Source organism: Streptomyces sp. NPDC004561, assembly GCF_053602155.1.
Window position 1 is genome coordinate 1 of the sequence record NZ_JBSGDB010000117.1, and the last position, 21,037, is coordinate 21,037.

The window sequence follows — 21,037 nt, forward strand, 5'->3', positions numbered from 1 at the left end:
GCCCGGCACCGCCCGCGTCGTGGGACGCAGGGTCCGCCCCGCCGGTACCACCCAGCGCGGGCCGCCCGCGCCGCGCCGGGTCCCGCCCGAACGGGGCAGTGCGCGCAGGAACCGCACCGCCTCGTCGGTCGGCAGTTCGGCCCGCAGGTCGAAACCGGCGGCGATCACCTGGGCCTCGGCGAAGCCGCGCAGCCACCGGTCGGGCAGCGGGACCTTCTTCTCCACCACCGGTCCGTCCAGCGTGGTGACCGCCAGCTCCTCCGGGCCGACCCGGAGGTGCAGCGGGTCGTCGCCGCCGATCCGCGAAAGCGCCTCGCGCAGCGGGTCGTTGACGTCCACGTTCGTCGTCCCGTGCCCCACCTCGCCGCCGTCCAGGCCCTCGGTGAGCACGTCCAGGCGGGCATAGACCCCGCCGCACCCGGAGAACGACTCGAAGCGCAGCCGGTCGCCGTTGCCCGTCACCACCGGGTCGAGCGAGGCGCGCAGCTGCGGCTGGTAGTACCGCGCCGCCGCGACGTCGGCAACCGCCAGCAGCCCGGCGGCGGCCGCCTGAGGAGAGGTCAGGAACCCCGCGAAGAACCGCGGATGGTCCTTGGCACCCGTGGGAGTCGCGCCCCGGGACGTTTCCAGGCCGAGGCGGCCGCCGTCCGTGGCGGACTCGAGTGCGGAGGGTCGCCGATAGGCCACGGTCTGCAGTGATCGCGTCATGGGAGAAACCGTAGAGGCGACCACTGACAATTGGGCTGACCTGCGAAAACACTTGCCGCACAGCCGAGTTGCCGTGCCGCGCCCCGGGGGATGACGCCGGTGCGCGGCACGGCTCGAAGGGTACGGGAACCTGCGGTGCCGCCGGCGCCTACTGGCCGACCCGGCCCGGCTGCAGCGTCCGCGTGAACAGTACGGTGCCGTCGTACTCGCGCAGCCGGACCGTCAGCTCACCGCTGTCGCCGTCGATGTCGACCTCGCCGAAGAACTGGTAACCCTCGGCGGGCGAGACGTTCGAGGCGGTCGGGGCCTTGACGAACACCCGGTCCGGGCCGAACGTGCCGTCGAGCGCGCTGGCCGGGAACGCTCCGGCGTTGAGCGGACCGGAGACGAACTCCCAGAACGGCTCGAAGTCCTTGAAGGCGGCCCGCGACGGGTCGTAGTGCTGGGCCGAGGTGTGGTGCACGTCGGCCGTGAGCCACACCGTGCCGGTGATCCGCCGGTGCTTGACGAACCGCAGCAGCTCCGCGATCTGCAGCTCGCGGCCGAGCGGCGCCCCGGGGTCGCCCTGCGCGACCGCCTCGAAGTTCGGCCTGCCCTCGACCGGGTCCGGTACGACGAGGCCGAGCGGCATGTCGTTGGCGATCACCTTCCACACGGCGCGGGACTTCGCCAGCTCGTGCTTGAGCCACTCCAGCTGCTCACGGCCGAGGATGCCCACCGGGTCCACGGTCTGGTCGTCGGGGGAGTTGGCGTTGCGGTAGGTGCGCATGTCGAGCACGAACACGTCGAGCAGCGGACCGTGGTTGACGACGCGGTAGAGCCGGCCGTCCGGGCGGCCGCTGACGGTGGAGATCGGGAAGTACTCGGAGAACGCCTGCCGCGAGCGCAGCGCCAGGTCGTCGAGCCTCGTGCCGGCCTGGTAGGGGGTGCCGGCGCCGATGACCTCGCCCGGGTACCAGTTGTTGCGGACCTCGTGGTCGTCCCACTGGATGATGTTCGGCACCTGGGCGTTGAACCGGCGCAGCGCCCGGTCCAGCAGGTTGTAGCGGAAGTTGCCCCGGTAGTCGTCCAAGGTGATCGCGACGTGCGACTTCGCCTCGGTGGTGACGTTCCGGTAGGTGCTGCCGTCGGGCAGGGTGGCGGTCGCGGAGATCGGTCCGTCGGCGTAGATGTTGTCGCCGCTGCACAGGAAGAAGTCCGGGTCGGTCTTCGCCATGGCGTCGAAGATCCGGTAGCCGCCGATCGACTCGTCGATGCCCCAGCCCTGGCCGGCCAGGTCACCCGACCAGACGAACCTCACGCCGTGCCGCCGCTTTGCGGGCGCCGTGCGGAACGTGCCGGTCACCGGCTCGCCGGTGCGGCGCGGGTCGTCCGGGTCGGCCAGCAGCACGCGGTAGTGGATCTGCTCGCCGGAGGGCAGGCCGTGCAGCCGGGTGGTGCCGGTGAAGTCGGTGCCGGCGCCGAGCAGCGGACCGTGCCATCTGCGCGGATCGCGGAACGACTCGGTGGCCGAGGTCTCCACGATCATCCGGGCCGGCCGTTCCGAACGCACCCACACCAGGCCGGAGTCGGCGGTCACGTCGCCCGCCTGTACGCCCCAGCCCGCCTCGGGGCGTCCGGAGCGTGCGAACGCCGGGGCCGCGCCGAGGCCCACGGGCAGGGTCAGGGCCGCCGACGCGGCGAGGGAGCCGCGCAGAACGCTGCGGCGGCCCGGGAGCGGACGGTGTGACATGGCTGTGCCTCCATAGGGGATCCGGCCAGTGTGCAGAGCCACACCTACTGGTGCGCCGCGGCGCGTACGCGAACCGCGAGTGAACAACGCGCCGAGGGGGACGCGCGCCGCACTCCGCTCCGCCGGCACGCGCGCGTGCGGAGCGGGAAGGGGGCAGACCCGTCGTTCAACGGCTGCCGTCCAGGATGACCCGGGCCACCAGCGCCGGGTCGTCGTTCATCGGGCAGTGGCCGCAGGCGGGCAGGCGCACCAGCCGGGCGTGCGGGATGAGCTGCTTGGCGCGGATGCCCTGGCGGCGCACGAGGATCCGGTCCCGGGTGCCCCAGGCCACCGTGACCGGCAGGCCCGGCAGTTCGTCGGTGAACCGGACGGTGGCGCCCGCCCGCAGGGTCGCGTCGAAGCCGGTGGCGCCCACGAGCGCGAGCGTCTCCGCGACGACTGCCTCCGGGGCACGGCGGGCGGGGCGCGCGTAGATGGTGCTCGTCAGCGCGGTGCGGCCGGCCGCCGTACGGCTCAGCCCTTCCACGAGGGGGAGCGGGAGCCGCTGGGCGACGCCCCGCATCGTGAGCAGCACCGTGAAGGCGTAGCGGCGCTCGGCCTCCGTCCAGAAGCCCGCCGGGGAGAACGTGGTGACGGACCGTACGAGCTTCTCGCGGCCCAGCTCCAGGGCGAGCAGACCGCCCAGCGAGTTGCCGGCGACGTGCGGACGGTCCAGCCCCAGCGCCTCGAACAGGGCGCCGAGCACGGCGTTGGTCGTCGGCAGGTCGTAGGCGAGGCCGTCGGGCAGGCCGGGCGACGCGCCGAAGCCCGGGAGGTCGACCGCGATCACGTCGCGCTCGGTGGCGAGGATGTCCACGACCGGGTCCCAGGCCTGCCGGTGGTGGCCTATGCCGTGCAGCAGCACCAGCGGTTCGCCACGTCCCGCGCGCGCGTAGGACACGGTCACGTCCCTGGGGCCGTGCGGGGTGGAGACCTTGAAGGAGACGGTGGCGGACATGGGGTGCTCCTCGTGTGCGCTGCTGCCGGCGGACGTCGTAGACAGCTTGTCAGCAATTACTACCGGCGGGTAGCCCCTGGCTCGTCCTGCCTCCCGTGGGTGTTCGTCCGTCAACGCGCGTGGCGCACCTCGACATTGAAGTCGGCGTCCCCGAACACGCGGGACAGCCCGAGCCACAGCGGCAGATACATCTCCAGCGCGCGTGCCGACCCGATGCCGCCCAGGTCCAGCACCCGCTTCGCCGGCCACCCGAGTTCGCCGAGCAGTGCCGTCGCCTGCTCCTTGGCGGCCGCGTCGTCGCCGCACACGAACAGGTTGTGCTCGCCCGGGACCCGCCCCGGGGCCACCATCACCCGGCAGTTGACGGTGTTCAGCGTCTTCACCACGCGCGCGTGCGGAAAGGCCCGCTGGATCTGCTCGCCCACGCTGTCCGACTCCACCGGATCCAGCCGGGGGTGTCCGTCCTCGAACGCCAGGGGGTTGGAGACGTCCACCAGGACCTTGCCGTCGAGGTGCTCCGCGCCGGCCGCCCGGAGCGCGTCCAGCGTCACCCGGCCGCTCACCGCGTTGATGACCAGCTCGGCCGACGCGGCCGCCTCCGCGAACGTCCCCGCGTGGGCCCGGCCCGCCGCCAGGGTGGCCCACTCCTGCGCCACCGGGTTGTCCTTGGTGCGCGAGCCGAGCGTCACCTCGTGGCCCAGCTCCACCAGTCTGCCGCCCAGGGCGCGGCCCACCTCCCCCGTGCCCAGCACCCCGTACCGCATCGACCACCTCCAGGTCCTCGGCCGCCGGCCCGGCGGTCCGCGGTCATTGTGATCCGGTACGCGTTCCGGCCGACTGATTCCCGGTGGACATCGGCGGGGCGTGTCGGATGGGATGGAAACGTGACCGCCGATCCCAGCACCGACGTCTTCGAAGAGCACCGGCCCCTGCTGACGGGAGTCGCCTACCGCATGCTCGGCCGGGTGGCGGACGCCGAGGACGTGGTCCAGGACGCCTGGCTGCGCTGGACCCGCGCCGACCGCGCGGAGGTCCGCGAGCCGCGCGGCTACCTGGTGCGGATCACCACCCGCCTGGCCATCGACCGGCTGCGGCAGGTGCAGGCGCGCGGCGAGTCGTACGTCGGACCCTGGCTGCCGGAGCCGTACCTCACCGAGTTCGGCGAGGCCGCCCCGGACGCCGCGGACCGGGCCGTCCTCGCCGACACGGTCTCCCTCGCCGTCCTGGTCGTCCTGGAGTCGCTGTCACCCCTGGAGCGGGCCGTCTTCGTCCTCCGGGAGGCGTTCGGCTACCCCTACGCCGAGATCGCCGGGCTGCTCGACCGCGGCGAGGCGGCGGTACGGCAACTCGCCGGCCGGGCGCGCCGGCACGTCGACGAGCGCAGGCCGCGCTACGCGGTCGACCCGGCTCAGCGGCGGGAGCTGACCGAACGTTTCCTCGCCGCCGCGGGCGGTGGCGACCTCGACGGGCTCATGTCCCTGCTCGCCCCCGACGCCCGCCTGGTCGGCGACAGCGGCGGCAAGGCCAAGGCGCCGGTCCGTGTCCTGCTCGGCGCCGACAAGATCGGCCGCTTCCTGGCCGCCGTCGTGCCCACCGCCGGTCCGGACCTGTCCCTGCGCTTCCTGGAGGCCAACGGCGGCCCCGCCGTGCTGGTCCTGTCCGGCGACAAGCCCGACAGCCTGTTCCAGGTGGACGTCGCCGACGGCCGTGTCACGGCCGTGTACATCATCCGCAACCCCGACAAGCTGCGGCACCTGGCCGACCACTGAACCGTGCGCCCCCCCGCACGCCCCCGTTGTGCGACGGGGGCTTTGCCGCGATGTCACACACCCCGCCGCGTACGAACGCCTCGTGAACGCTCCACCGCAGGTCACCCATGCGTTGCCCAAGGGATCGAGGATTGGTCTTGACCAAGGGTGAGCGCCGTCCTATGGTCGCAGAGAAGTGCAACAACCTTTAATAAACAAGGGCGCTAAAAACCGCCGGACCACGGCTCTTGCGGAGGACAGGGTGGGGACCACGCAGCTGGATTCGGTGCCGGAACCGAAGTACTGGCATCTCAAGACCGTGCTCAGTGAGGCACTGGACTCCGAGTTCTCGGTCGGCGAGATCCTGCCCAACGAGCGCGACCTCGCCGCCCGCTTCGGCGTGGCCCGCGCCACGCTCCGCCAGGCCCTGGAACAGCTGGAGCTGGAAGGCCGGCTGCAGCGCCGCCGCGGCGTCGGCACCACCGTCGCGCCCCCGCGCGTGGGCGTGGCCGTCGGCACCGAGCAGCACACCTGGCCGGGCACCGCCGCAGACGCCTGGCAGCCCGTGGACTGCGTCCAGGCCGCGCCGCCCGCGGCCGTCGCCACGGCCCTGGAGACCGCCGTGGACGAGCCCGTGCACACCGTGTCCCGCTCCCGGATGTCCCACGGCCAGCGCGTCGCCACCGAGCTGCTCTACGTCCCGGCCGCCTCGGTACCCGACCTCACGGCGATCGACGCGCCCTCCGGTCCGGCGCGCGCGCGTGCCGTGCTGCGGGAGCTGCACCACCTGGAGCTGGAGGGCCAGGAGCGCGCCGTGGAGCTGGGCTCGGCCCGCGCGGACGACGCCCGGGAACTCGACCGGCTCCCCGGCTCGCCCGTCCTCGTCGTCACCACCCGCTTCGTCGCCCAGGGCCGCACCGCGGCACTGTCCGTGGCGACCTACCGCGCCGACACCTGCCGGCTGACCTTCGGCGACTCGGCGGACGTCGAGATACACCACGACCCGGAACGCCGCGCGTCCTGAGCCCCGCCGGCCCTCCCGGCCCGTGCGTACGGCAACGGGCAACGGGCCTACGACATCTCCGTCGGCCCTGTCACCGCTGCCTCGCCCTCGCGCCCCGGAACTCCGCCGGGGCGTACGGCGTTTCACCGATGACGGGGATCCGCTCCCACCCCGCGCCGCCGCACAGGGCGGGGGCACTCACCGGCGCGCCCCCGGTCAGCGCCGCGCCGTCACCGTGCCCTCCACCGCGAACAGCTGCTCCTCGACGTGGTCCATGGCCAGCCGCAGCGCACCCGTGGCCACGACCGCCTCGCCCAGCGCGGACAGGGCCACCCGGGGCGGGCGCAGGCAGTAGCGGGCCAGTTCGCGGCGCAGCGGCTCCAGCACGCCGTCCAGACCGGCCGCCCAGCCACCGATGACGACCAGCTCCGGATCGAGCGCCAGCACCAGCGCGGCCACATCGTGCACCAGCCGCTGGATGAACCGCTCCACGGCCGCCCGCGCCCGCTGGTCGCCCTCCCGCGCCAGCGCGAACACCTCGGCCACCGCCTGCTCGTCCAACGGGTTCAACGGCTCGTCGGTGGTGGACAGCAGCGTCTCCGGGGTCGCCTCCCGGCCCAGCAGATGCAGCGCGCCGATCTCCCCGGCCGCCCCGCCGTAGCCGCGGTGCAGCCGCCCGCCGATCAGCGACCCCGCCCCCGGGCTCAGCCCGGCCAGCACGAACACCACGTCGTCCGTCTCGCTCGCCGCACCCTTCCAGTGCTCGGCGACGGCCGCCGCGTTGGCGTCGTTCTCCACCAGCACCGGGCACTTGAAGGAACGGCTCAGCCGCTCGCCGAGGGGGAGGCCGGTCCACTGCGGCAGCGCCGTGCTCAGCCGTACCGTGCCGTCGGCCTCCACGATGCCCGGCGTGCCCACACCCACCGCGCGCAGCGAGCTGCGGGCGACTCCGGCCCGCCGCAGCAGTTCGGCGACCGCGCCGCGCAGCCGGTCCAGCCGCTCGTCCGCCGAGGCCGTCTCGTCGACCTCCTTGGCCTGCGCGCCCAGCACCCGCCCGTCCAGGTCGGACAGCAGCGCGGCGACCCGGTGCGCCCCGATCTCCAGGCCCAGCAGATGCCCCGCCTCGGCCCGGAACCGGAACCGGCGGGCGGGCCGCCCCTGACGGCGTGCGGTGCCCTCGTCGGCGGCCGTCTCCACGACGAGCCCGGCCTCGATGAGTCCTTCGACGACGCCTTCGACCGTCGGCCGGGACAGTCCGGTGACACGGGTGATCTCGGTGAGCGTCGCGCAGTCCGTGGCACGCAGCGCGTGCAGCACCACTGCGGAATTGATCCTTCGCAGCAGCGAGGGGTCGCCGCCGGTCAGCTGCCCCACCGTCCGTCCTTCCAGCTCGCGGGCGTGTTGGGCGGATCGTACTCGGCCCGGCACGACCCGGCGAGCGCCGGGTTCCCCCGGCGCCCGGCAGCGGGGCGGTTGTTCAGCCCGGCTCGACGAACCCCGACTCGTACGCCGCGATCACCGCCTGGGTGCGGTCGCGCGCGCCGAGCTTGGCCAGCACGGCGCTCACATGCGACTTGACCGTCTCGGTGCCCACCACCAGCCGGGCGGCGATCTCCGAGTTCGACAGCCCCCGGGCCATGAGCCGCAGCACCTCCGCCTCCCGCTCCGTCAGCCGCGCCCGTTCCAGCACGGCACGCGCGGGCCGGTCGCCGTCGCCGTACCGGGCGGCCAGCCGTCGTACGGAGGCGGGGAACAGCAGCGACTCTCCCTCGGCCACCAGCCGTACCGCGTGCACGATCTCGGCGGGCCGGGCCCGCTTGAGCAGGAAGCCGTCGGCACCCGCGCGCAGCGCCTCGTACACGTACTCGTCGTCCTCGAAGGTGGTCACCACGAGGATCTTCGGCGGCTCGGCCACCGTGCGCAGCACCGCGCGCGTGGCCTCGATCCCGTCCAGCAGGGGCATCCGTACGTCCATGGCCACCACGTCGGGCCGCAACTGACGCACCAGGGGGATGACCGCCGCCCCGTCGGCCGCCTCGCCCACCACCTCGATGTCGGGCTGCGCCTCCAGCACGGCCCGCAGGCCCGTGCGGACCAGGGGTTCGTCGTCGACGAGGAGAACGGTGACCGGCATCCGGCCAGCCTAGATCAACTCAGCGGCAGCTCCGCCCGCACCTGCCAGTCGCCCTCGTCCGGACCGGTGCGCACACTGCCGCCGAGCAGCGCGGCGCGCTCCCGTATGCCCCGCAGCCCGCTGCCCCGCCCGGGCCCGGGTATCGGAGCCGGCAGCGGATTGCGCACCTCCAGGACGAGCCTGTCCTGCTCGGCCGCGAGACGGACCCGCACCGGAACGGATCCCGCGTGCCGCAGCACGTTCGTGAGCGCTTCCTGAAGGATGCGGTAGCCCTCGCGCGACACCGGTCCCGGCAGGGCCGCGACCGGCCCGGTCACCTCGGCGTCGACCTTCGCCCCCGAGGCCCGCGCCGACTCCAGGAGCCGGTCGGCCTCGGCCAGCGTGGGCCGGGCGCTCACCGGCCGCTCGGACTCGCGCAGCACACCCAGCACCCGCTCCAGGTCCGCGAGGGCGGCCCGGCCGGTCTCCTCGATGGCGGCCAGCGCCCGGTCGGTGAACTCCGGATCACCCGCCGTCCGCGCCGCGCCGGCCTGCACCACCGCCACCGTCAGCGCGTGTCCGATCGAGTCGTGCAACTCCCTAGCGATGCGGGTGCGTTCCAGCAGCTGTTCGGTGCGCTCCTCCAGGGCGGCCAGCCGCTCGGCGGCGGACGGCCCGAGCAGCCTGCGCGCGCAGACCGTGACCAGCTCGCCCAGGCCGACGACCGCGCCGTACAGGGCGAGCAGCGGAAGCGGGGTCAGCAGGGCCCAGCCGCGGTCCGGCGGCAGCCGGTCCAGCAGCGGCACCCCGGACGGCGCCCGCCCCCACGCGCACCGCGCCAGCTCGAACCCGATGACGGGCAGCCACACCGTGACGAACGTGGCCGCCCATCCGAGAACCCACCGCAGTTCCAGCCACAGCACCGTGCGCAGCCGGTCCCGCCATGTCGCCGACGGCGCCTCGGAGATGCCCGGCTCCTTCGCGCCCGGCGTCAGCAGCAGCCTGGCCTGCACCCCCTCACCCGTCCGCACCGCGGGTACGAGGCCGACCGGGACGAGTACCAGGGCGGGCACCCAGGGCTTCGACATGTCGATGAACAGCCACACGCTCTCCATCAGCATGGGCACCCACAGGTGCAGCAGTCGCGTGTACGTCGTCCCGCGCAGCAGCGGGCGCAGGAAGCGAACCATGCGGACATCGTCGCAGGCGGCACCGACAACGGACCTCCCTCGCACGGGGGAGACGGTCTCCACCGGCGCGGGAGGAGCGAACTCCCGCGAACGGCCAGGCTGAAGCCATGACCAGCATCGACGTACGCGACCTCACCAAGGAGTACGGCGCCCGGCGGGCCGTGGACCACCTGACCTTCAGCGTCCGCCCCGGCCGCGTCACCGGATTCCTCGGCCCCAACGGCGCCGGCAAGTCCACCACCATGCGGCTCGTCCTCGGTCTGGACCGGCCCACCTCCGGCACCGCCACGATCGGCGGCCGTGCCTACGCCGAACTCCGGGAGCCCCTGCGCCGGGTGGGCGCCCTGCTGGACGCCGGCGCCGCGCACGGCTCCCGCACCGCGCACGCCCATCTGCGGGCCCTGGCCGCGAGCAACCGCATCCCGGACCACCGGGTCGACACGGTCCTGGAGCAGACCGGCCTCGCCGCGGTGGCCCGGCGCCGGGTGAGGACCTACTCCCTGGGCATGCGCCAGCGGCTCGGCATCGCCGCGGCCCTCCTCGGCGACCCCGAGGTGATCCTGCTGGACGAGCCCGCCAACGGCCTGGACCCCGAAGGCATCGTCTGGATCCGCACCCTGCTGCGCGACCTGGCGGCCGGCGGCCGTACCGTCCTGGTCTCCAGCCATCTGATGAACGAGACGGCCGCTTTCGCCGACCACCTCGTGATCCTCGGCAGGGGCCGTCTCCTCGCCGACACCCCGGTCCAGGAGTTCATCCACGCACGCGTACGGCCGCAGGTCAGGATCCGCACCACCGAGGCCGCCGCGCTCGGCGACCTGCTCGACCGGCACGGCCACGACGCCACCCGCCACGAGGACGGGGCCTGGATCGTGCGGCACGCGCGCGTGGACGATCTCGGCCGCCTCATGGCGGAGGCGGGCCTGCCCGTGCTGGAACTGGCCGCCCAGGAGGCCACTTTGGAACAGGCCTACTTCGATCTGACCGCCGCAGAAGCCGAGTTCACCGCCCAGCCCCAGGAGGTCTGACCATGCCGTTCACCCCGGTTCTGCGCGCCGAGTGGATCAAGATCCGCACGCTGCGCTCGCTCGTCGGCTCCCTGGCCGCGGTCCTGCTCGCCACAGCACTGTTCTCCGCGCTCGCCTCCGCCTCCGTCGACCCCGTCGACCCGGACCCGCTGTTCTCGGTGTTCTTCGGCATCAGTTTCGGGCAGATCGCCGCGATCGCCTTCGGTACGACGGCCCTGTCGTCGGAGTTCCGGGGCGGCGCGCTGCGGCTGACGCTGGCGGCCGTGCCCGACCGGCGGCGCTGGTTCGCCGCGAAGGCCACGGCGATCGCCCTGCCCGTGCTCGCCGTCGGACTCCTCACGGGGGGCGTGACGCTGCTGGTGGGCAAGGCCACCCTCGGCGCCTCCGGCCCGAGCTGGACGGAGGGACTGCGCGGCGCCGTCGGCTGCGGCGTGCAGCTGACGCTGATAGCCCTGTTCGCCGCCGGTCTCACGGCCGTGCTGCGCAGCGGCGTCGCGACCCTCTCCCTCCTGATCCCGTTCCTGCTGATCGTGTCCTTCGTCATCGGCGACATGTCCTCGGGCGTCGCCGACTTCCTGCCCGACCGGGCCGGTCAGATGGTGCTGCACAGTTCCTGGCACGGCCCCCTCGGCCCGTGGAGCGGGCTCGCGGTGAGCGCGCTGTGGACGGCGACGGCCCTGCTCGGGGGCGCGTGGACCCTCCACCGCAGGGACGCGTGACGGCCCGCCAATTGTCAGTGGGGCCCGCTTTACTGGATCGCATGGACATCGCGACGTGCCTGACCGTCATCGAGCTGCTGTGCGCCCGGGAGTTCCCCGCCGGGCACGGCGGGACGGAGCACGGCGAGAGCGGGCCCGGGTTCCACATAGCCGCCTTACAGACCAGCGGTGACTTCTGGGAGGACGACGGCACGGCATGGGAGGAGACGGCGGCGCGGTACGAGGACGACCGGGACGGTCTCGCGGCGCGGCTCACCGGGCGGTGGGGGCCGGCGCAGCAGATCAGCCTGCGCAGTGTCCTCGACCGGGCGTTGGGGGGTGAGGACATCGAGGAGCCCTGGGCCCGGCTGAGCGAGCACGTGCCGGACGTCCACCTGTGGCAGGTGCCAGGGTCGGGCAGATGGGTCGCCCTCGGTGTGTCCCACGGGTACAAGGAGCTTCCGTTCCAGCTCCTCGGCATAGTGACGGAGACGGACCCGCCCTGATCACCCGGCTTCGGCGGCCACCCGCAGCCGGGCGAACTCCTCCGCCATCGTCGCCGCCGTCCAATGGGCGTTCAGGCCGCTGGGATTGGGCAGCACCCACACCCGGGTGTCCCCGATGGTCCGCTCCTGCGGCCCCACCCGCGCCGCGCGGTCGCCGAAGGCCGACCGGTACGCGGTCACCCCGACCACGGCCAGCCACCTCGGTTCGAGGCGCCGCACCTTGGCGGTCAGCAGCCGTCCGCCCTCGGCGGCGCGGCTGAATCTCGATGAGCGCGCGGTGCGGATCAAGGAGGTGCAGGCATCCATGATCCGCACCGCTGTAGGCCGTGCACTCAGGGAAGCTGGCCTAGAGGGAGAGTCCCTGGAGCGCGGGCGGCAAGCGGTCGGACGTCACCTGAAGGTGATCAAGAGCAGCGCATGATCAGCGACCGAGATCGCTGTGCTCGGCGCTCGCCCCTCACAATGTCGCCACCTTGGCGTACCGCTCTCACCCCAGGCCCTGACCCTGGCGTGCCCCTGACCAGTGCGTATGCCCCCTGGCACGCCCCATACCGCCTGCCGGCATGCCTGCTGAGCTGCGCCTGCGGGCCGTCGTGGCTGGTCAGGCGCACTTAGGTTGGGGGAGGGGACCGGCGGGCCGTCGGGGTGCCCCCTGGGGGCACCGGAGGGGGACCGGCCGGACCGGCAGACCACGCGGGACGTGATCATGAGCCCCATAGATCAGCTCGCCGCGCCTGCCTCCGTGAGAGTTTCTTTCCCCTCCCCTCCCAGGCCCCGGAAAATCCGCGCGCTCACCCATAGTGACAAGGTGTCCACCCTGGCATCCCTTGATCCATCTATCCCGTGTTCCCGGGCCGGTATCTCGGCGGTGCGCGGGTTCGGCCCAGATTCGTCACGCTGGGTCGATGTCCGACCGGGGCCGGACCTCCACCACGAAGTCTGCATCCTCCATCTCGCCCTCCTCGTCATGCCAGAGGAAGACCCGCACGTGCATAGCGTGGTGGAGGCCGGACCTCTCCCACTGGGTCATCAGGTCGGCGACGATGCGGCCGATGGCGTGCTTGGCGCCTTCGGCCGAGTCGGGCGCGGTGATCGCGCCTTGCCACCGTTCGGGGTCGCTGCCGTAGGGGCGCCAGCCCTCGGAACCGTGCGGCTCGAACACCCGGTACGCCCAGTCCGTATTGGTGTTCATAACACCGATCCTGTCACCGCAAGGAGTCTCATGCGCCGCATCGGATCGACGCCCGCCGAACGCGGGTCGGTCGGAGCCAACAACTGCCCCGACGTCCTGGAGCTGGACACCGGCGACTTTCTCGTCATCGGCTCGCTCGTCGGGCGCGGGGTACGCCTCACGGACGAGGAGCAGGCCCGCATGCGGGAGCTGGGCGCGTCGGCCGGCGTGAACGAGGCCATCGTCGAGGTGCCGCGCGACTGCATCCTGGCCGCCGCGAAGCAGCTGGCGGCCGAGGGGCTCGTTGGGTAGGTGTTAGGAGGGCGCCACCGCCGGTAGCAGGGCCTCTGCGGTCTCCGTTATGAGTGCGCGGCAAATATTGGCGACCACTATCGGCATTCACTATCAGGTCACCTCCGCAGATGGTGGTTCCCTTCGTTCGGTGGTTGGTCCCTAAGCATCGCCAGGCGCAGTTGCCCGGGAAGTCGGACGTCGACCCGTACACGGCGGTGGAGGCGCTCCGGGCAGCCCTGACCGAAGTTCGGATCGTCTTCCCTTCCCTCGGCGTCGAACTCGCGTCCCCGGACCTGAAGCTCGTCGAGCTGGGCCGGGTGCGCGCCGACGTGGCCGTGCAGCTGGCGGAGGCGCTTCGGCGAGGGGGCCGTGAGTGATGGCAGAAGAACTAGAGGAGCACGCAACCGGGGCCCTGGTCGTCGACACGAAGAGCCACAAGCTCGGGTACGTCATGGGCCACGTGGGCCCGGCCGTTCAGTTGCGGCCGGTGGCCGGCGGGCGCGAGTGGGATGCCGACCCTGCTCGCGTCCGCCCCGCCACGGACGCGGAGCGACTGGAGGCGATGCGTGAGCTAACCCGAGTGATGAACTCGGTGAGCAGCGGGGGGATCTTCGCGTGAACGAAACCACCGTGGACACCTCGGGCATGTCCACCGAGTGCGTGCTGGCACAACGGTCGCACTACAAGGACCTGCACCGCTCCTGCCTCCAGACCGAGGACGTTCCGCTGCCTCACGGTGGCGAGATCCCGCCAATGAGCAAGTGCACCTGCTCCCACCACTCCTACAACAAGCTCGCGAACGCCCGCTCCGGTCAGCAGCCCCAAGCAATCTGACCGCGCTGGTCCGTCTGGCCCCGTCCGTCCGCCCCCCAATCGGCGGATGGGCGGGGCCTTTCACGTGCCTGGATCCATCACACGAGCCGGTCGCGGGCGGTCTCCAGGTCCGCCCTGGTGAAGCGGGGGGAGCGGGTCAGAGAATCGCTCCGGGCGTGTAGCCGGCGGCTGCCGGGTGCTGCTTGGCGATCTCCTCGATCCGGCCGACGACCGCGCCGACCTGGTCGGCGGCCGCGCCCGTGAAGGACAGCTTGTCGGCCATCAGCGCCGCCAGTTGCTCGCGGTCCAGGGGCAGGCGGTCGTCGGCGGCGAGCTTGTCGAGCAGGTCGTTGCGCTCGGCGCCCTGCTCGCGCATGGCGAGCGCGGCGGCGACGGCGTTCTCCTTGATCGCCTCGTGCGCGACCTCGCGGCCGACCCCGGCGCGGACGGCGCCCATCAGCACCTTGGTGGTGGCCAGGAACGGCAGGTAGCGGTCCAGCTCGCGGGCCACGACCGCCGGGAATGCGCCGAACTCGTCGAGGACGGTCAGGAAGGTCTCCAGCAGGCCGTCCAGGGCGAAGAAGGCGTCCGGCAGCGCGACCCGGCGCACCACCGAGCAGGACACGTCGCCCTCGTTCCACTGGTCGCCCGCCAGCTCGCCGGTCATGGAGGCGTAGCCGCGCAGGATCACCATGAGGCCGTTGACGCGCTCGCAGGAGCGGGTGTTCATCTTGTGCGGCATCGCCGAGGAGCCCACCTGGCCCGGCTTGAAGCCCTCGGTGACCAGCTCGTGCCCGGCCATCAGCCGGATCGTCTTGGCCAGCGAGGACGGCGCCGCCGCCAGCTGCACCAGGGCGGTGACGACCTCGTAGTCCAGCGAACGCGGGTACACCTGGCCGACCGAGGTGAACGCCTGCGAGAAGCCCAGGTGCCCGGCGATCCGGTGCTCCAGCTCGGCGAGCTTCGCGGCGTCGCCGCCCAGCAGGTCCAGCATGTCCTGGGCGGTGCCCACCGGGCCCTTGACGCCGCGCAGCGGGTAGCGGCCCAGCAGCTCCTCGACCCGGCCGTGGGCGACGAGCAGTTCGTCGGCGGCGGTCGCGAACCGCTTGCCGAGGGTCGTGGCCTGCGCGGCGACGTTGTGGGAGCGGCCGGCCATGACCAGCTCGGCGTACTCTCCCGCCAGCCTGCCGAGGCGCGCCAGCACAGCGACCGTGCGGTCGCGCATCAGCTCCAGCGAGAGCCGGATCTGCAGCTGCTCGACGTTCTCGGTGAGGTCACGGGAGGTCATGCCCTTGTGCACGTGCTCGTGCCCGGCGAGGTCGTTGAACTCCTCGATCCGCGCCTTCACGTCGTGCCGGGTGACCTTCTCGCGCTCGGCGATCGAGGCCAGGTCGACGGTGTCGAGGACGCGCTCGTAGTCGGCGATCGCCTCGTCCGGCACCTCGATGCCGAGGTCCTTCTGGGCGCGCAGCACGGCGAGCCAGAGCTGCCGCTCCAGCCTCACCTTCTGCTCGGGCGACCAGAGCGTGGCGAGCTCGGCGGAGGCGTAGCGTCCGGCGAGGACGTTCGGGATGCGGGGCTTGGCGGGCGCTGAAGTCACGTAACCGGATTCTACTGGCGATTCCTGCAGCTCAGCGCCACCGGGGTGTTCGTGGGAAGCTACGAGAGCCTCTCGGTCGTCACGGCCGGCCCGTCCGCGTGGCAGGGCTGGGACGCGCACCAGCAGGCCGGCGTCCTTCCGCGCGGTCCGGGAGCAGGCCCCAGCCGCCCATGGTCCGGCGGCGGCCGACGTGGACGACGTCCTCGGGGGCGTGCTCCAGCCGGGGGCCGAACTCGTGGATCCGGCCCCGGACGTCGATCACGCGCCTGCTCACGGCGGCTGCGCTACGCCGGACCCTCGTACGGCAGCAGCTCCGGCCGCTTCGGCGGGCGGCCGTCACCGGAGGAGCGGCCGGTCAGACGGCGGCCTATCCAGGGCAGCAGGTGCTGCCGGGCGAACCGGACGTCAGCCGTCCGCCGTGTCGCCCAGCCCGGCGGGAGAGTGGCCGGCATCGGCATCCGCCACTCGGCGTCCACCGGCTCGTACCCGAGCGTCTGCCACACCGCCTCGGCGACCCGGCGGTGGCCCTCGGCCGTCAGATGCAGCCGGTCCACGTCCCACATGCGCGGGTCGCCCAGCGAGGGGGCTCCGTACAGGTCGACGACCAGCGCCCCGTGCTTGTGGGCCAGCTCGTCCACGCAGGCGAACAGCTCCTCCATGCGCGGGCGGAACCGCTCGAGGACCGGGCCCTGCCGGCCGGGGCTGCGCATCAGCACCAGCTGCCCGCACGCCGGGGCGAGCCGCTCCACCGCCTCTGTCAGCAGATCGCGCACCCGGCCCATGTCGCACTTGGGCCGCAGGGTGTCGTTGAGCCCGCCGACGAGGGTGATGACGTCGGCGTTCATCGCCGCCGCCACGTCCACCTGCTCGTCGACGATCTGCCTGATCAGCTTCCCGCGCACCGCGAGGTTGGCATACCGGAAGCCGGGCGAGCCGGCCGCCATCCGCGCCGCGAGCAGGTCGGCCCAGCCCCGGTAGGAGCCGTCGGGCAGCAGGTCCGACATGCCCTCGGTGAAGGAGTCGCCGACCGCGACCAGGCTGGTGTACGGGGGAGGAGTGGGATTCGTCTGCATGGCGACAGCGATGGTATCCCGCTTCCATACTTGCCGGTCGGTCGGCCCGGAGGTGCGGGGGAGGCCGGGCGTCAGACGGGCTGGCCGAACAGCTCCCGCAGCACGTCCTCCATGGTCACGAGCCCGGCCAGGCGCCCGTCGTCGCCCAGCACGGCGGCGAGGTGCGTCCGGCTGCCCCGCATCGCGGTGAGCACGTCGTCCAGCGGGGTGCCCGAACGCACGCGCGCGATGGACCGCATGTCCCTGAGCCGGAACGGCACGTCACGAGCCGAGGCGTCCAGCGCGTCCTTGACGTGCAGATAGCCCACGATCCGGCGGCCCACGTCGACCACCGGGAACCGGGAGAACCCCGACTCGGCCGACAGCCGCTCCACCTCCGCCGGGGTGACGCCCACCCCCGCGTACACGACCCGCTCCAGCGGCACCACCACGTCCCGCACCGGGCGGCTGCCCAGCTCCAGGGCGTCGTGCAGCCGCTCCTGCGCCCGGTCGTCGATCAGGCCCGCCTCGCTGGCGTCCTTGACGATCTCGGCGAGTTCGGTGTCCGTGAAGGTCGCCGCGACCTCGTTCTTGGCCTCCACCCTGAGCAGCTTCAGCAGCCCGTTGGCGAAGGTGTTGACCGTGAAGATCACCGGGCGCAGCGCCCGGGACAGCGCGACCAGCGGCGGCCCGAGCAGCAGCGCGCTGCGCACCGGCTCCGCGAGCGAGATGTTCTTCGGGACCATCTCGCCGAGCAGCATGTGCAGATACGTCGCCAGGGTCAGCGCGATCACGAACGACACGACGTGGCCCGCGCTCGCGGGCACGCCCATCGCGTGGAACACCGGTTCCAGCAGGTGCGCGATCGCCGGCTCGGCGACCACACCCAGGACCAGCGTGCACAGCGTGATGCCGAGCTGGGCGGCGGCCAGCAGCGCGGACACGTGCTCCAGGCCCCACAGCACGCTCTTCGCACGCCGGTCGCCCTCCTGGGCGAGGGGCTCGATCTGCGAGCGGCGCACGGAGATCAGCGCGAACTCACCGGCGACGAAGAAGGCGTTGACGACGAGCGTCGCCAGTCCGATCAGCAGCTCTACGGCGGTCATCGCGCCCCCTCGGTGGTCTCGTCGGTCCGGTCGTCGTCGAGGGGCGCGTGCAGCAGTAGCCGGGCCGCCCGGCGGCCGGAGGCGTCGACCACGTCCAGCCGCCAGCCGGCGATCTCGACGCTGTCCCCGATCTCGGGTATCCGGCCCAGCTCGGTGGCGACCAGGCCGGCCAGGGTCTCGTACGGGCCCTCGGGCGCGCGCAGTCCCACGCGCGCCAGCTGGTCGGTGCGGGCGGCGCCGTCCGCCGAGTACAGGGCCCGGCCCGCGGTGTCCGCGCCGGCGGGGGCGAGGTCGGGCGTCTCGTGCGGGTCGTGCTCGTCCCGCACCTCGCCGACGACCTCCTCCACGATGTCCTCCAGGGTCGCCACGCCCGCCGTACCGCCGTACTCGTCGATGACGACGGCCATGGTGCGCTTGCCGGAGAGCCGGTCCAGCAGCCGGTCGACGGTGAGGGACTCGGGCACCAGCAGCGGCTCGCGCATCAGCTGGGAGACCTGGCGGTGGCGCCGCTGCTCGGCGGGCACGGTCAGGACGTCCTTGATGTGGGCGATGCCGACGACGGCGTCCAGGGAGCCCCGGTAGACCGGGAACCGGGACAGGCCCGTCGCCCGGGTCGCGTTCGCCACGTCCTCGCAGGTCGCCTGGGCCTCCAGGGCGATGACCTGGACCCGCGGGGTCATCACGTTCTCCGCCGTCAGGCCGGCCAGGTTCAGTGTCCGCACGAACAGTTCGGCGGTGTCCGCCTCCAGGGCGCCCACCTTGGCGGAGTGCCGGGCGAGGGCCGCCAGTTCCTGCGGTCCGCGCGCGGAGGCCAGCTCCTCGGCCGGCTCGACGCCCAGCCGGCGCACGACACGGTTGGCCGCGTTGTTCAGATGCGTGATGAAGGGCCGGAAGGCCGCGCTGAACCAGCGCTGGGGGTTGCCCACCCGCTTGGCCACGGCCAGCGGTGAGGAGATCGCCCAGTTCTTCGGCACCAGTTCGCCGACGACCATCAGGAACACCGTGGACAGGGCCGTACCCAGGACGAGTGCCACCGAACTCGCCGCGCCGGCGGACAGCCCCATCGCCCGGAACGGCCCGGCGAGCAGCTTGGCGATCGACGGTTCGGCGAGCATGCCGACGACCAGGTTGGTGACGGTGATGCCGAGCTGGGCGCCGGAGAGCTGGAAGGTCAGGTTCCGGACGGCCTTCAGGGCGCCCGGGGCACCTCGCTCGCCGCGCTGGGCCGCCCGCTCCAGCTCGCCGCGCCCGACCGTGGTCAGCGAGAACTCCGCCGCCACGAACGCGCCGCAAGCCAGCGACAGCAGGATCGCCAGCAGAAGGAACAGCACTTCCGTCATCGGGTCACCCCCGTCCCATGATCGGGCAGGGCAGGACGGAACGCGCGGTGTCGCGGGCGCGTACTGGGAGGCTCGCCCATGGGCGGACGCTCACAACCTTTCATAGAGGACCGAGTGCTCCCTCAATGGTAAAGGATGGGCAAAGTAATTCCGCGGGATCAGTCGGTGAGCGGTTTCACCCAGCGCCGCCAGTGCTCCTCGGACCCGTATCCGGCCGCACGCCACGCGTGGTGCGCGGTCTCGTTGCGGACCAGCACCATCGCGTCCGCGCGCCGGCCGCCGAGCCGTACGAACCGCTCCTCGGCGGCGGCCAGCAGGGCCGAGGCGACGCCCTGGCGCCGCCAATCCGGACGCACCGCCAGCCGGTACAGATGGCACCGCCAGCCGTCGAAGCCCGCGATCACCGTGCCCACCAGCTCCTCGCCGCGCTCGGCCAGGATCAGCGCCCCGGGGTCGCGCTCGACCAGCCGCTCCACCCCGGCGCGGTCGTCGCTGATGCTCGTGCCTTCGGCGGCCGTCCTCCAGAAGGCCAGGACGGAGTCGAGGTCGTCGGGGACGGCGGGACGTACGCGCAGGTCGGTCATGCGATCAGCCTGCTGCGAACGGGCTCCCGCGCTCCGGGAATTCCACCATCCGGACCTCGTGCCCCGACGAACGAGCGCGCCACGCCCGGCGGCGTCACTCGTGCGCGATCGCCGCCAGCACGTTCATCCGCGACGCGCGCAGCGCCGGCAGCAGGGCCGCCACGACGCCCACCACCGCCGAGCCGAGCACGACCGCGACGATCGTGCTCCAGGGAATCGCGAACGCCGTCAACCCGCGCAGGGCCAGCACCTGTTGCATGCACACGCCCCACACCAGCCCCAGCCCCAGCCCGAGGACCGCCCCGAACACCGCGATCACCACCGACTCCAGCCGGATCATGCGGCGCAGCTGACGCCGCCCCAGACCGATCGCGCGCAGCAGCCCGATCTCCCGGGTGCGCTCCACCACCGACAGGGCGAGCGTGTTGACCACGCCGAGCACCGCGATGACGATCGCCAGGCCGAGCAGCGCGTACACGAGGTAGAGCAGCACGGCGATCTGGTCGTGGACCAGCTTCTTGTAGTCGGTCTGGTTGCGCACCTGGACCTGCGGGAACGGCGTGAGCGACCGCTCCAGCCCGGAGCGCAGGTCCTGAGCCTTCGTGCCGGGGGCCGCGTTGACGTAGAGCGCCGAGTCCTGCCCGCCGGGCGCGTACCTCTCCAGCGTCCCGAGGCCGAGGAAGAGACCGCCCTGGTTCCCGAAGCCCTCGGTGGGGGCCTGGTCGGTGAGCGCGCCCACCGTCAGCTCCGCCCGCCGTCCGCCCGGGAACTCGACCGGCAGCGCGCTGCCCACCCGTACGCCGTGGTCCTCGGCGAAGGTCGCGTCCATGGCGAGATGCCCGTCGGCCAGGGCGGCCGCCGGGCTGCCCTGTGCGTAGGTCATGTGGACGACGTCGTCGAGCCGTGGGCCGTAACCGGTGACGCCCGTCTCCACCCGGCTGCCGTCCGGCAGCCGTACGGCGACCCGGGTGAGCCGCTGCGGTACGACGAGCCCGGCACCCGGCGTGGCGGCCGCGCGGTCGGCGACCTCCTTGGTGAACGGGGTGAAGTTGGCGCTCTGGACGATGAAGTCGGCGCCGAGCGTCTTGTCGATCTGCCGGTCGAACGACGCCGACATGGAGGCGCTCGCCACCGACATCCCGCCCACCAGGGCCAGCCCCACCATCAGCGCGGCGGCCGTGGCGCCGGTACGCCGCGGATTGCGCAGGGCGTTGCGCTGGCTCATCCGGCCGACCGGGCCGAACAGCGCGGGGAAGGCCGCACCCAGCACCCGGATCACCGGCCGGACCATGGAGTTCGCCGCGAACGCCTCCCCGACCGGCTCGAAGCCCTCGGCCACAGCGCCGTGCACGTC

General features: G+C 72.8%; 22 protein-coding genes and 3 pseudogenes. 9 read left to right on the forward strand and 16 right to left on the reverse strand.

The window, feature by feature from the left end:
* The 4 genes and pseudogenes from ACWEN3_RS17610 to ACWEN3_RS17625 all read right to left on the reverse strand — a co-directional run.
* A pseudogene (locus ACWEN3_RS17610) lies at window positions 1–708 on the reverse strand (SWIM zinc finger family protein); the annotation flags it as partial.
* A 148-nt stretch (window positions 709–856) separates the two neighbouring features.
* Window positions 857–2,440, reverse strand: coding sequence for an alkaline phosphatase D family protein (locus ACWEN3_RS17615; protein ID WP_452971412.1), 1,584 nt, complete (start codon window positions 2,438–2,440; stop codon window positions 857–859).
* Between the two features lie 166 nt (window positions 2,441–2,606).
* The gene (locus ACWEN3_RS17620; RefSeq protein ID WP_452971415.1) at window positions 2,607–3,437 is read right to left on the reverse strand and encodes an alpha/beta fold hydrolase; all 831 of its coding nucleotides are present in this window, start codon (window positions 3,435–3,437) and stop codon (window positions 2,607–2,609) included.
* A gap of 110 nt (window positions 3,438–3,547) precedes the next feature.
* On the reverse strand, window positions 3,548–4,201 hold the full coding sequence (locus tag ACWEN3_RS17625; protein ID WP_452971418.1) for an NADPH-dependent F420 reductase: 654 nt from the start codon (window positions 4,199–4,201) through the stop codon (window positions 3,548–3,550).
* 120 nt (window positions 4,202–4,321) lie between these two features.
* Between ACWEN3_RS17625 and ACWEN3_RS17630 the strand changes: the two genes are divergently transcribed.
* Together ACWEN3_RS17630 and ACWEN3_RS17635 are read left to right on the forward strand one after the other, a co-directional pair.
* Window positions 4,322–5,206 (forward strand): RNA polymerase sigma-70 factor, encoded by an 885-nt coding sequence (locus tag ACWEN3_RS17630; protein ID WP_452971420.1) that lies wholly within the window; start codon window positions 4,322–4,324, stop codon window positions 5,204–5,206.
* Between the two features lie 241 nt (window positions 5,207–5,447).
* Entirely contained in the window at window positions 5,448–6,209 is a 762-nt protein-coding gene (locus ACWEN3_RS17635; RefSeq protein ID WP_452971423.1) for a GntR family transcriptional regulator, read from the forward strand.
* A 195-nt stretch (window positions 6,210–6,404) separates the two neighbouring features.
* Here the strand turns inward: ACWEN3_RS17635 and ACWEN3_RS17640 are convergent, their stop codons facing one another.
* From ACWEN3_RS17640 to ACWEN3_RS17650, 3 genes are all read right to left on the reverse strand, one after another.
* Complete coding sequence (locus tag ACWEN3_RS17640; RefSeq protein ID WP_452971425.1) at window positions 6,405–7,562, reverse strand: ROK family transcriptional regulator; 1,158 nt, start codon at window positions 7,560–7,562, stop codon at window positions 6,405–6,407.
* 103 nt (window positions 7,563–7,665) lie between these two features.
* Window positions 7,666–8,322 carry a response regulator gene (locus ACWEN3_RS17645; RefSeq protein ID WP_452971427.1) on the reverse strand — a complete coding sequence of 219 codons (657 nt, stop codon included), beginning with the start codon at window positions 8,320–8,322 and terminating at the stop codon, window positions 7,666–7,668.
* Between the two features lie 14 nt (window positions 8,323–8,336).
* On the reverse strand, window positions 8,337–9,491 hold the full coding sequence (locus ACWEN3_RS17650) for a sensor histidine kinase (RefSeq protein WP_452971430.1): 1,155 nt from the start codon (window positions 9,489–9,491) through the stop codon (window positions 8,337–8,339).
* Window positions 9,492–9,598: 107 nt separating this feature from the next.
* Between ACWEN3_RS17650 and ACWEN3_RS17655 the strand changes: the two genes are divergently transcribed.
* The 3 genes from ACWEN3_RS17655 to ACWEN3_RS17665 are packed head-to-tail and all read left to right on the forward strand — an operon-like array spanning window position 9,599 to window position 11,723.
* The gene (locus ACWEN3_RS17655; protein WP_452971432.1) at window positions 9,599–10,519 is read left to right on the forward strand and encodes an ABC transporter ATP-binding protein; all 921 of its coding nucleotides are present in this window, start codon (window positions 9,599–9,601) and stop codon (window positions 10,517–10,519) included.
* A gap of 2 nt (window positions 10,520–10,521) precedes the next feature.
* Window positions 10,522–11,238, forward strand: coding sequence for an ABC transporter permease (locus ACWEN3_RS17660; RefSeq protein WP_452971434.1), 717 nt, complete (start codon window positions 10,522–10,524; stop codon window positions 11,236–11,238).
* A gap of 41 nt (window positions 11,239–11,279) precedes the next feature.
* Window positions 11,280–11,723: a hypothetical protein gene (locus ACWEN3_RS17665; protein WP_452971435.1), complete on the forward strand. Its 444-nt coding sequence runs from the start codon at window positions 11,280–11,282 to the stop codon at window positions 11,721–11,723.
* Here ACWEN3_RS17665 and ACWEN3_RS17670 read toward each other — a convergent pair.
* Window positions 11,724–11,972, reverse strand: a pseudogene (locus ACWEN3_RS17670) (uracil-DNA glycosylase family protein); the annotation flags it as partial.
* Window positions 11,973–12,615: 643 nt separating this feature from the next.
* Window positions 12,616–12,915, reverse strand: coding sequence for a hypothetical protein (locus ACWEN3_RS17675; protein WP_452971438.1), 300 nt, complete (start codon window positions 12,913–12,915; stop codon window positions 12,616–12,618).
* Window positions 12,916–12,945: 30 nt separating this feature from the next.
* Here ACWEN3_RS17675 and ACWEN3_RS17680 point away from each other — a divergent pair, with 30 nt between their 5' ends.
* The 4 genes from ACWEN3_RS17680 to ACWEN3_RS17695 all read left to right on the forward strand — a co-directional run bounded on the left by ACWEN3_RS17680 (window position 12,946) and on the right by ACWEN3_RS17695 (window position 14,022).
* A complete protein-coding gene (locus ACWEN3_RS17680) occupies window positions 12,946–13,206 on the forward strand; it encodes a hypothetical protein (RefSeq protein ID WP_452971441.1) in 261 nt (86 codons plus the stop codon).
* A gap of 161 nt (window positions 13,207–13,367) precedes the next feature.
* Window positions 13,368–13,565: a hypothetical protein gene (locus ACWEN3_RS17685; RefSeq protein WP_452971443.1), complete on the forward strand. Its 198-nt coding sequence runs from the start codon at window positions 13,368–13,370 to the stop codon at window positions 13,563–13,565.
* Window positions 13,565–13,807, forward strand: coding sequence for a hypothetical protein (locus ACWEN3_RS17690; RefSeq protein WP_452971445.1), 243 nt, complete (start codon window positions 13,565–13,567; stop codon window positions 13,805–13,807). Before ACWEN3_RS17685 ends, ACWEN3_RS17690 begins: the two co-directional genes overlap by 1 nt.
* The gene (locus ACWEN3_RS17695) at window positions 13,804–14,022 is read left to right on the forward strand and encodes a hypothetical protein (protein ID WP_452971448.1); all 219 of its coding nucleotides are present in this window, start codon (window positions 13,804–13,806) and stop codon (window positions 14,020–14,022) included. The genes ACWEN3_RS17690 and ACWEN3_RS17695 overlap by 4 nt, the downstream gene beginning before the upstream one ends.
* A gap of 136 nt (window positions 14,023–14,158) precedes the next feature.
* Here ACWEN3_RS17695 and purB read toward each other — a convergent pair whose 3' ends face one another.
* From purB to ACWEN3_RS17730, 7 genes and pseudogenes are all read right to left on the reverse strand, one after another.
* Window positions 14,159–15,601, reverse strand: a complete 1,443-nt coding sequence (purB, locus tag ACWEN3_RS17700) for an adenylosuccinate lyase (protein WP_452971451.1) — start codon at window positions 15,599–15,601, stop codon at window positions 14,159–14,161.
* Between the two features lie 79 nt (window positions 15,602–15,680).
* A complete protein-coding gene (locus ACWEN3_RS17705) occupies window positions 15,681–15,875 on the reverse strand; it encodes a hypothetical protein (protein ID WP_452971453.1) in 195 nt (64 codons plus the stop codon).
* A 10-nt stretch (window positions 15,876–15,885) separates the two neighbouring features.
* The gene (locus ACWEN3_RS17710; protein WP_452971456.1) at window positions 15,886–16,674 is read right to left on the reverse strand and encodes an SGNH/GDSL hydrolase family protein; all 789 of its coding nucleotides are present in this window, start codon (window positions 16,672–16,674) and stop codon (window positions 15,886–15,888) included.
* Between the two features lie 71 nt (window positions 16,675–16,745).
* Window positions 16,746–17,759 carry a hemolysin family protein gene (locus ACWEN3_RS17715; RefSeq protein WP_452971459.1) on the reverse strand — a complete coding sequence of 338 codons (1,014 nt, stop codon included), beginning with the start codon at window positions 17,757–17,759 and terminating at the stop codon, window positions 16,746–16,748.
* Window positions 17,756–19,099 (reverse strand): hemolysin family protein, encoded by a 1,344-nt coding sequence (locus ACWEN3_RS17720; RefSeq protein WP_452971462.1) that lies wholly within the window; start codon window positions 19,097–19,099, stop codon window positions 17,756–17,758. The genes ACWEN3_RS17715 and ACWEN3_RS17720 overlap by 4 nt, the downstream gene beginning before the upstream one ends.
* A 158-nt stretch (window positions 19,100–19,257) precedes the next feature.
* Window positions 19,258–19,692: pseudogene (locus tag ACWEN3_RS17725) on the reverse strand (GNAT family N-acetyltransferase); the annotation flags it as partial.
* Window positions 19,693–19,777: 85 nt separating this feature from the next.
* A partial coding sequence (locus ACWEN3_RS17730) for an ABC transporter permease (RefSeq protein ID WP_452971465.1) occupies window positions 19,778–21,037 on the reverse strand: 1,260 nt, incomplete at its 5' end.